Origin of the sequence: Paenarthrobacter sp. CM16, assembly GCF_013179505.1 — a bacterium.
In the GTDB taxonomy this organism is placed as follows: domain Bacteria; phylum Actinomycetota; class Actinomycetes; order Actinomycetales; family Micrococcaceae; genus Arthrobacter.
Genome location: NZ_JABMCX010000174.1, coordinates 1 through 10,278, shown reverse-complemented (window position 1 = coordinate 10,278; position 10,278 = coordinate 1). Strand labels below are relative to the sequence as shown.

General features: G+C 62.8%; 10 protein-coding genes and 1 pseudogene. 9 read left to right on the top strand and 2 right to left on the bottom strand.

All coding sequences use genetic code 11. The annotated features are described in order from the left end of the window. Positions 1-302 (top strand): annotated as a pseudogene (locus HP499_RS15315) (hypothetical protein); the annotation flags it as partial. Positions 303-360: 58 nt separating this feature from the next. Here the strand turns inward: HP499_RS15315 and HP499_RS15310 are convergent. Beyond that, positions 361-1,497: an ROK family protein gene (locus tag HP499_RS15310; protein WP_172325075.1), complete on the bottom strand. Its 1,137-nt coding sequence runs from the start codon at positions 1,495-1,497 to the stop codon at positions 361-363. Positions 1,498-1,630: 133 nt separating this feature from the next. Here HP499_RS15310 and HP499_RS15305 point away from each other — a divergent pair, with 133 nt between their 5' ends. The 8 genes from HP499_RS15305 to HP499_RS25495 are packed head-to-tail and all read left to right on the top strand — an operon-like array spanning position 1,631 to position 9,821. Then, positions 1,631-2,677, top strand: coding sequence for a hydroxyacid dehydrogenase (locus HP499_RS15305; RefSeq protein WP_172325073.1), 1,047 nt, complete (start codon positions 1,631-1,633; stop codon positions 2,675-2,677). 2 nt (positions 2,678-2,679) lie between these two features. Beyond that, entirely contained in the window at positions 2,680-4,026 is a 1,347-nt protein-coding gene (locus HP499_RS15300; protein ID WP_172325071.1) for a sulfatase, read from the top strand. A 5-nt stretch (positions 4,027-4,031) separates the two neighbouring features. Further along, on the top strand, positions 4,032-5,318 hold the full coding sequence (locus HP499_RS15295; protein ID WP_216660040.1) for an extracellular solute-binding protein: 1,287 nt from the start codon (positions 4,032-4,034) through the stop codon (positions 5,316-5,318). Positions 5,319-5,347: 29 nt separating this feature from the next. Then, positions 5,348-6,304 (top strand): carbohydrate ABC transporter permease, encoded by a 957-nt coding sequence (locus HP499_RS15290; protein ID WP_172325069.1) that lies wholly within the window; start codon positions 5,348-5,350, stop codon positions 6,302-6,304. Beyond that, the gene (locus HP499_RS15285) at positions 6,301-7,188 is read left to right on the top strand and encodes a carbohydrate ABC transporter permease (RefSeq protein WP_172325067.1); all 888 of its coding nucleotides are present in this window, start codon (positions 6,301-6,303) and stop codon (positions 7,186-7,188) included. The genes HP499_RS15290 and HP499_RS15285 overlap by 4 nt, the downstream gene beginning before the upstream one ends. Next, complete coding sequence (locus HP499_RS15280; RefSeq protein WP_172325065.1) at positions 7,185-8,105, top strand: Gfo/Idh/MocA family protein; 921 nt, start codon at positions 7,185-7,187, stop codon at positions 8,103-8,105. Before HP499_RS15285 ends, HP499_RS15280 begins: the two co-directional genes overlap by 4 nt. Positions 8,106-8,139: 34 nt before the next feature. Continuing rightward, on the top strand, positions 8,140-8,931 hold the full coding sequence (locus tag HP499_RS15275) for a glucosamine-6-phosphate deaminase (protein WP_172325063.1): 792 nt from the start codon (positions 8,140-8,142) through the stop codon (positions 8,929-8,931). A 41-nt stretch (positions 8,932-8,972) separates the two neighbouring features. Beyond that, entirely contained in the window at positions 8,973-9,821 is an 849-nt protein-coding gene (locus tag HP499_RS25495) for a CPBP family intramembrane glutamic endopeptidase (RefSeq protein ID WP_172325061.1), read from the top strand. A gap of 77 nt (positions 9,822-9,898) precedes the next feature. Here the strand turns inward: HP499_RS25495 and HP499_RS15265 are convergent. After that, positions 9,899-10,278: dihydrofolate reductase family protein (locus HP499_RS15265; protein ID WP_172325059.1), on the bottom strand; the 380-nt coding region annotated here is incomplete at its 5' end.

The following is a 10,278-nucleotide window of genomic DNA, read 5'->3' as shown; positions in this document are numbered from 1 at the left end:
GCTTGTTCGTCATTGACCTGGACACCCGGCAAGTGGTTCACCGCGGTGACCTGAGCACCGTGTGCACGGACTTCGGCGCGCTCCAGATCAGCCGCGGAATCGTGTACGGCGTTTCGGACACCACAGTCTTCCGCATTGATCCAGCGACATTCGCGGTGTCCGTTGTTGTGGCGGACATCAACGGCGGCTGGTACAGCGGACCCCACATCACAGCCGATGAGGACGGCCTGCTGTACACCCTGCGTGGCCCGAACCTCGTCCGGATTGACGATCAGCAGGCGATGCAGACCATGCGGCGCTAAGCCAACCAAAGTAAGTAGCAGTAGATGCCGTTCAGAGCCCTCTAAACGGCATTTACTGCTACCCAGTTGGGGTGGCGGTAAATAGTCCCGCAAGAACTGAGCACGCAGCACCTCGGGCCAGCGCTACCGGATCTGCAACGGATGCATCAAACAATGGAGGCGGAGTATTCGCGTGGTCGTATTGGCGCACAAACGAGTGCTTGGTCTGCTCGGCAAAGGTCCCCAGATCGGCTTCGGGCGCAAAACCCACCACCACCTGCTCGGGCCCGAGCACCTTGGCCGCGTTCGCCATGCCGATTCCCAAATGCAAGGCGGCGTCGGCAATCAGTGCGGAGTCGGCGTCGGGGTCCAGTTCCCGGTCCTGACCGCTTCGCTCCAACTCCCGTTGCATGCCCCACAGGCTGCCGCGGGTTTCAAAACAGTCCTCGGCACCGCAGTGGCACGGTCTGGCCGGCCCGGGTCCGGTGATGGCACGCGAATGGGCGAAGCCACCCGCGGCACCGTTGAAGCCCCGCTGGATGCGGCCTTCAACCACGACGGCGGCACCCAAGCTGGTGCCGACGCTGAAAATCAGCATTTCCCGGCCTTTGGAAACGTCGTCGAACAGCAACCCGCGTGCGTACGCGTTGACGTAACTATCAATGATGACGGGGTGTTTGGCTGCTTCTTCGAGGAGCGATTGGAACGCAATGTCAGCCCAGCTCATCGCCCCGCTGTGACGCACCAAGCCGCTGGCTTGATCGACCACGCCGGAGACGGCTGCCCCCACTCCGATGAGCCTGGCCTCCCTGCCGCCAGCTGCAGCACGTACGGCCCTCGCCGCTGCTGCAGCGGCTTCTGCAGGTTTGGTGGATGCCAGTGGCTCGTTATGCGCGGCCACTACGTCACCTCGCAAATCGACCACGACGGCGTGTGCTTCCGCGGCGGACAACCTCACCCCTGCAGCGAAAACGCCTTCGCGGCCGAGTTCAAGCAGACGGGCGGGCCTTCCACCCGTGCTGGGGGCAATCTCGGTTTCCACCAACAGGCCGGACTGGATGAGCTTGCCGGTGATTCCTGTGACACTTGCGGCGCTCAAGCCGGTCCTGGCTGTGATGGCTGCCCGGGAAACAGGCGATTGGGTGCGCACGACATCGAGCACAAGGGCTTCGTTGATCTCCCGGATCAGGGCCTTGCTGCCTGCGCGTGGCTTCATTGCTGGTGGCTCCTGTTGTTGCGCCGCAAAGGATCCCACCCATTCTGGCATCCGTAGCGCGGTTGCTTTCACACTCTCCATGATACTTACTTTAGTCATTGACAAAAGATATTGAAACTGGCAATCTCAACCCATGAACATCAACAACGGCGTTGCATCAACACCACCGCCACCCACCACCTCCCGGCCGAGGATTCTCCTGAGCATCCCGGACGCGGAACGCGCGGCGTTCATTTCTCCTGAAACCCGCACCGCACTGGACCAGCTCGGGAACGTCACGGTCATCGCTCCTGCCCAATTGCAGTCCCTGGAGGCCTTTGCCGCCGCGGCCGCGGAAACAGCCATCTTCGTCACTGCCTGGGGATTCCCGCGCTTGGACGCCGAACACCTCGCACTGGCCCCGCACCTCAAGTGCGTTGTCCACGCCGCCTCGTCGCTGCATGCACTGGTCAGCGAGGCATTCTGGGCCACCGGCATCCCCATCTCCCAAGCAGGAGCTGCCATGGCGCCAGCTGTCGCGGAGCTCTCGCTGACCTTCACCCTGAACCTGCTGCGCCGTGTGCATCGACTCGATCACAGCCTCCGTTCCGGTGCCAACTGGGACGACGCCCGCAATGTCAGCCGAGCCCGCGAAATCTCCGGAGCGCGCATAGGCGTAGTTGGCGCCTCAAGGACAGGACGCCGCTACATCGACGCCTGCCGGGCGCTGGGCGCAGACGTACATGTTTATGATCCGTACCTGGCCAGTGGAGATCCCCTCGCAGCCAGTTCGACCACCCTGCATGGCTTAATGGCAAACAGCGATGTCGTCGCCATCCACGCCCCCGCCACCAATGAAACCGTGGGCCTGATCGGGGCCGGCGAACTGGCCCTCCTCCCGGATGGAGCAGCGTTCGTGAACACCGCCCGTTCCACCATCGTTGACATGGAAGCCCTCTATAAGGAGGTGCACTCGGGCCGTATAGACGCTGCGTTGGATGTCTTCGACTCCGAGCCCCTCCTGATGGATGACCCTTGGCGTTCACTGCCGAACGTCCTCCTCACACCGCACCTTGCCGGAGCCACCGTTGACTCGCGTCGGCGTGCCGGCGGCATCGTCGTTGACGAGCTCCGGCGCTTTATCAGCGGCCAGCCCATGGAACACGCCCTCACCCGGACCGACCTGGAAAGGATGGGCTGAACGTGCGCAACATCCTCTTGATCCACTGCCACGACCTCGGCCGTTTCCTGGGTACGTACGGCGTGGAAACCGTCTCCACGCCAAACCTGGACGCGTTGGCCGATGAGTCAGCACTCTTCGAACAAGCCTTCGCGACGGCTCCGCACTGCAGCCCCGCCCGGGCCTCGCTGTTCACAGGTACGTATCCCCAGAGCAACGGCGTCCTCGGCCTCACACATGAACCGTTCGCCTGGGATCTCAAAGAACCGAAAGACCACATCGCCTACCGCCTCAAGTCCGTGGGGTACCAAACCGAACTGGTAGGCGTGCACCACGAATCGCGTGTCTTGGACGATGAAGTGGTGGCCGCCAGACTCGGTTTCGACCACGCCCGTACGGGAGGGGCCCGGGACGTCGTCGTGCATCGCGCCACTGACGCCTTGCGACGGATGTCCGGCAGCGAGCGGCCTTTCTACCTGCAGGTCGGCTTCACTGAGCCGCACAGGGTGCCCTCCCGGAGGGACCGTCCCGGGGTCATGGGTTTTCTGGCCGACGGCGTGAATCCGGATGCGTCCCTGGGACACACCGTTCCAGCTCACCTGGTGAACGACGACGGTGCCCGCGAGGAAATCGCCGAGCTCCAAGGCGCAGTCAAACACATGGATGAGGGTGTTGGCAGCATCCTCGCGGAACTCGATTCGCTCGGCCTCCGCGACCAGACGCTGGTGCTGTTCACCACCGACCATGGGCTTGCGCTGCCACGCGCCAAATGCACCCTGTACGACGCCGGACTCGGCGTTGCGCTGATGCTTCGCCATCCCGGCAACCCGGCGTGGCCCGGAAGACGCGTGACGGACATGGTCAGCCACGTAGATGTCCTGCCCACCTTGTTGGACCTGGCCGGACTGCCGACGCCGGAGGGTCTGGCCGGAACAAGCCTGCGGCCCGCCGTTGAATCGGGAGACACTCCGCGGAGCCACTGCTTCAGCCAGTTGAGTTACCACACCTATTACGACCCCAAGCGATCAGTGCGCACATCAACGCACAAGCTGATCGTCAACTTTTCCAACGCACCGCGCGCCATGGATCCCACACAATCGTGGATCCACCGCAGCCTGCCGGCAGATCTCGGCGGGCCAACCATTGGCACCAGCCCTGAAATGGAGCTCTACGACCTCACAGCAGATCCTGAGGAACTGGACAATATCGCCGACCATCCGGATCAGCTGGAGACCCTCAGGGACCTCTCCGCTGCCCTCTTCGACTGGATGCGCGAATGCGGCGATCCCCTCCTCACCGCCCCCGTTGCAGCCAGCCGCCACCAGATCGCGATCGACGCGATCCAAGAAGCCACCCTCACCAGAAAGTAGCCACCATGTTCACTCGAAAGATGCGCCGTGCCACTGTGGCCACTGCCGCCGTCGTCACCGCCGCTTTGACTCTCACCGCCTGCGGTTCGGCTGGTTCTTCAACGTCCGACGGCGGCCAGGCCACCGGGAAGGTGACGCTCTGGATGTACCCCGTCATCAAGGACGAGACAGCCAGCAAGAAATTCTGGCAGGACACCGAAGCCAGCTTTGAGAAAGCCAACCCGGGAATTGACCTGACCATTGAACTCCAGACGTTCGACAAGCGGGACGCCCAGATCTCAGCGGCGCTGGCCGCGGGCTCGGGTCCCGACGTCGTACTGATTACGCCGGACCAAGCTGCCACCTACCGCAACGTTCGTGGCCTGCTGCCAGTAGACAAAGCCGTTGAGAAGGACAAGGACAACTTCTACCCCGGGACTTTGGAAGCGGCGACGTTCGACAAAGAGGTGTTCGGAGTCCCGTTGTTCCAGAACATCAATACCACCGCGTACAACACCAAGATTTTCGCGGACGCCGGGATTCCGCTGCCCAAGACCTGGGACGATCTCCGCAGTGCCGCGCCGGTTCTGGCGAAGAAGGGCATCGCCGTCATGGACTACGCCGGGAGCCCGGAACAAACGTTGAACCTGTCCTTCTATCCCCTGTTGTGGCAGGCAGGCGGCACAGTGTTCACCGATGATGCCAAGGACGTTGCTTTCGACTCCGAGGCAGGAGTTTCGGCGCTGCAATTGCTGGTGGACCTTAAGAAGCTTGGCGGGCTGCCTGCAGATGCCGCCACGGATGGTCCCAAGGTTGAAGGTGCGCCGATCGCCACCGGCAAGGCCGCAATGCGTGCCACCACATCCCTGCCTGAACTGAAGCAGATGAGGGCCGCCCTCGGCGCCGAAAACGTTGCCTTGGGCGCTCCCTTGCAGGGCAAGGTCCAGGCCACCTACGGCAACCCGGGATTGCTTGCACTGACTTCCATCAACAAGAAGGAAAACCGCGAAGCCGCCTACACGGTGATGAGCTACTTGAGCTCAGCTGAGTCCCAGAAGGCCCTCAACGCCGCTGCGGGCAACCTGCCCACCCGTACGGACGCCGCGGCGTTGGGCACGGACGCCGATTCCCTAGCCATGGCCGAGGCCCTGAAGTCCGCCAATCCCGGCGAACCCTCGCCCGTAGCACGTCAGGTGATGGGCGCCTTGGCGCCGAACATCCAGGCAGCCCTCCGCGGCGACGTTTCCGCCAAGGAAGCCCTTGACCGTGCTGCCACAGAAGCCCGCGGCATCCTGCAGCGCTCGGCATCCTGAGTCCAGCCAAACCACCGATTGGTCACCCCATGTCTGTAAACACCCGCACCAGAAGCACGCTGACCGGCCGACATCCTGAGCTGACGTCGCCACCGCTCAAGCCCTTTGGAGTAAAGAGAGCCCGCAACCGCGAGGCCCTGGCCGGGATCCTTTTCGTGCTCCCCACCTTGGTCATTTTCGGTCTCTTCAAGTTCCTCCCCATTTTCGGGGCGGGCGCCATGAGCCTGACCGAGTACAGCCTGAACGGCGACTTCGAATTCCTGGGAGCAGAGAACTACACACGTTTGGCTGCTGATCCAAACTTCTGGCAAAGCCTCAAGGTGACGTTCCTGTACGTGGCGATCTTTGTGCCGTTCATCATCGGAGTCTCCTTGGCCGGGGCGGTCCTCTTGGACAAACTGGTCCGATTCACCGGGACTTTCCGGGCGTTGCTGTTCATTCCGTATCTCAGCTCATTCGTCATGGCGGGCATCATCTGGACGTGGATCTTCTCAACGGATGGACCGCTGAACGCAGCTTTGGGCGGCCTGGGCATGGGCCCTGTGCCCTTCACCTCCGGGCCCCAGCTGCTGGTCCTGCTATCCCTGGCCGTGGTGTCCGTATGGAAAGGATTCGGCTACTCCATGCTGATCTTCCTGGCCGGACTCAAAGCCCAACCAGCAGAGGTACACGAGGCTGCCCGCATTGACGGTGCAGGCGCCTGGAAATCGTTCTGGTACGTCACGCTTCCGCTGCTGAAGCCCGTGGTGTTTTTCGTCCTGGTCATCGAAACCATTGTGGGATTCCAAGTGTTCGACACCATCTACGTGATGACCGGAGGCGGACCCGCCCGGGCCAGCCATAGCCTCATCTACTTCCTGTTCGATGAAGGCTTCAAGTTCTTCGACTTCGGCTACGCCTCTGCCATCGGTGTGGTGCTGTTCGTGATCGTACTCATCCTCTCGCTCATCCAGCAGCGCTTCTTCGAAGGTAAGGACTCCAAGTGACTGCCACAGTTTCCAGCCCCGCCGCTGGGCAACGGCCCGCCACGGGCACCGCCCCGCGCAGCCCCCGACGCAACACGGAGAAGCGCCGCCAGCGCACCCTGACGTGGGTATTGGCAGTGATCTCACTCTTCACCGTGGCGCCACTGATCGCCGTTGCCGTGCTGGCGCTCTCCCCGGAGGATGCCCCCACACTGCCCTACGCATTACCGTCGTCGTTGACGTTGGACAACATTGTCCGCATCTTCAACGTAGGCGAATTCCCGCTCTGGCTTTGGAACTCCTTCTTGTACTCAGCAGTATCCGTGGTGGTGGTCCTGCTGACCGCTGCCATGGCCGCCTACGCCTTGGCCCGTAAGAGGTTCCCGGGACGGAACGCGCTGCTGTGGGCCATCATCGCCACCATGATGGTGCCGGTTCAGGCCACCCTGATTCCCACGTTCATCCTCATCTCCAAGATGGGCGGCGTGAACACCCTGTGGGGCCTGATCCTGCCCACCTTGGCCAACGCCCAGGCGATCTTCCTCATCCGCCAGTTCGTCAGGGACATGCCCGAGGAACTCTTCGACGCCGCCCGCATTGACGGCGCCGGTGAGTGGCGTACTTTCTGGCAGATTGTTCTTCCGCTGATCCGACCTGTCCTGGCAACACTGGCAATCTTCGTCTTCCTATGGCACTGGAACGACCTCCTCTGGCCGCTGGTGGTGGGCCAGTCCGACGCCGCCCGCACGCTAACCGTCGGCCTGGCAACGTTGAACACCGAGACGGCCTCCACGTCCAACGTCATGGCCGCAACGCTGGTCAGTTTCATCCCGTGCCTGGTGATTTTCGCTCTCCTGCAGAAGCACATCGTCGCCAGCATCACGCATAGCGGGGTGAAGGGATGACGTATGTTGCGCCCATCCGTTTCGGCCTCATCGGCGTCGACTCCCCGCATGCGCCCTCGTTTACCCGGCTCTTCGGGAACGGTTCCGACGGCGTGGTCCCCGGCGGCACGGTGACGCACGCCTGGAAGGGGGAACCGGCGTCGGACTTTCCGTTGAGCCGCGACCGGATCGACGACTTCGCGGACGAGGTGAGCGGGCTGGGCGTCACCCTGTGCGACTCGCCGGAAGAGGTGGCTGAAGCCTGTGATGCCCTGCTGATCGTCTCCTCCGATGCACGGACACACCCTGGCTACTTTGAGCGTGTGGTGCGGTTCGGCAAGCCGATCTACGTAGACACGCGGTTCGCTCCCACCCTTGCGGAGGCCCGAACCATGCTCACCCAGGCGCAGGCCTCCGGATCATTGGTCCTGGCTGGCTCTCCCAAGCGGTTCACACCGGAGTTCCAGGAGGCCCTTTCCCGCGGGACCGGGCAGTCCGTGTCTTTGGAAGGTCCCCTCCCCACCCAGCCCGGCCACCCGGGCCTGTCCTGGTACGGCGTGCATCTGGTGGACCTCGCAGTGGCCGCCCTGGGGGCCGGACCGGAGACGGTAACGGTCGACGCCGTCAGGCCGGGGTCACCGGCCAGCGCCACCAGCGTGACGGTCCGCTGGGGAGACGGCCGCGTGGTCTCGTTGACGGGCGAAGCGGAATGGAGCGCCTTTACGTCAGGGCGCATCAAGACCGACGGCGGCTGGTCCGAGTTCTCCATCGAGGCGGGCCCGCCCATGCTGGTGGGCCTCTTGGAAGGGATCGTGAATTCCATCCGCAACAGGACACCGAATGTGCCGTTGCGGGAAATCCTCAGCATCGTCGCGATCGTGGAAGCCGCCAATAAGAGCCTGGAAGCCGGCACGCCCGCCCCCCTCTCACCCAACTGAGCAACAGCTATTTTTACTAGCCAAAGGAACACCCATGGCAGAAGTCATCATTGTCCGCGACCCCATCGAGGCCGGACGTGTAGCCGCGGCGATCTTCGCGCAGCAGATCATCGCAAACCCGGCCACCGTCCTGGGACTCGCCACAGGTTCCACGCCGTTGTCTACTTATGCGGCCTTGGCCACGATGGTCCGGGAGGACAGCATCGATGTTTCCCGCGTACGAGGCTTCGCCTTGGACGAGTACCTTGCCGTCCCGCCGGAGCACCCGGAAAGCTACCGCTCAGTGATCACCCGCGAAGTGGTGGAGCCGCTGGGACTGATTCCGGAGCACGTGTTCACCCCGCGAGGCACAGGTCCGGACATCACCCGGGCCGGGGCTGAATACGAAGCCATGATCACGGAAGCCGGAGGCGTGGATCTTCAGATCCTGGGCATCGGTTCCAACGGCCACGTGGGGTTCAATGAGCCTGGGTCCTCCTTGGCGTCCACTACACGCATCAAGGCACTGGCCGAACAAACGCGCGCGGATAACGCCCGTTTCTTTGGTTCCTTGGAAGAAGTCCCCACCCATTGCATTACCCAAGGGCTTGGCACCATCCTCCGGGCACGGCAGTTGGTCCTCTTGGCCTTTGGGACCGGCAAAGCACGGGCCGTTGCAGCTGCCTTGGAAGGCCCAGTGTCCTCAGCCGTTCCGGGTTCGGTCATTCAGCAGCATCCGCGGGCGACGGTGATCATCGACGAGGACGCCGCCGCCCGTCTGGTGCACGCGGAGTACTACCGGCACGCCTGGCGATCGGCACAAGATCTGCTTCCAGTAGATTTCTAAGCGGGACCATCATTCGTCCCGCCGACTCAAAGGGGCATTACGTGGACCAAACCGTCCGTTCATCAGCGTGGAAAGCGTTCTGGGACAAAGGGGGTTGGTGGCGGGCCATCCTGCTGGCCGTTCTCTACATGGCGATTTACCTTGGCGCCGGTTTGGTGATTGGCCCGCTTGCAGGTGACCAAGTGGTGGCCGAGGACATTTTCCGCACCCCTCAGAGCGTCTTCGTCGGCCTGACCGTGTCGTTGATTGTTGGCAGCGTGGCCCTGGCTGCCTTTGTGTACTCGGTGAAGTGGTTCAGACCGCTGTTCGCTCCGCAACCGGTCAAGGGGAGTTGGTGGATGTGGGTAGCTCCGCTCTTCCTGGTGGCTGCCATTGCGCTGCGCTTTCTGGGCATCAACTACGGCAGCTATCAAGCATCCGTGGTGGTCATCATGCTGCTCACGGGTTTGCTGATCGGTTTTGCCGAGGAAATCCTCACCCGCGGCATAGTGGTGAAGATGCTGCGTGACTCGGGAAAGTCCGAGTGGGTGGTCATGGTGCTGTCTTCCCTGGTCTTCGCGTTGCTTCATTCGGCGAACGTCTTGTCAGGCATGCCGATCGTCACCGTCTTGGTGACCGTGCTGTTTACGTTCGGCTTCGGCATTTGTATGTACTTGACTCTCCGGGCCACCGGCAACCTGATCTGGCCAATGATCCTGCACGCCCTGTACGACCCCACGCTCTTCCTGTCCACTGGCGGCATTGACCAGGCCGCCGCGGGTCCGCAGAGCCCACTCTTACAGTTGGCGGGCCCGGCCAACATGATCTACATGCTGATTGCTGTCGTCGCTCTCATTGTTGTGCGGGGGCGCGTGCAGCGCGCCCCTCTCGCGGTGCCCGCGGGACTTTAGACCAGTCAAAGCAGAAACGTTCGACGGCGGGTGCGGACCGCCGTCGAACGCTTCTGTTTGCCTGTAGTGGTGCGCCGCTACGCCTGGCTGATGTCGGTGCCCGTCACGGGTGCGCCCGCGCGCTCGTAGACGAGCGCAACAGCGCCTTTCGAGAACCCCTGCGGCGGCTTAGCCAAGCGGAACGCAGCGGGCACACCGGCACCGTCCGGGAACAGCCGTTTACCCGAGCCAAACGTGAGCGGGTAGAGGTACAGGTTGAGGCGATCCACGAGGTCGGCTTCGAGCAGCGACCGTGCGAGGTCGCCGCTGCCGATGACGTGGATGTCATTGAATCGGTCCTTCAATGCGGCTACTTCCGTGACATTCGCTAGCGCCGTGGTGCCCTCCCAGCCTGGGTCGGCCAGGGTCCGCGACACAACGAACTTTGGCAGGGCGTTGAACGTCTCGCCGATATGGT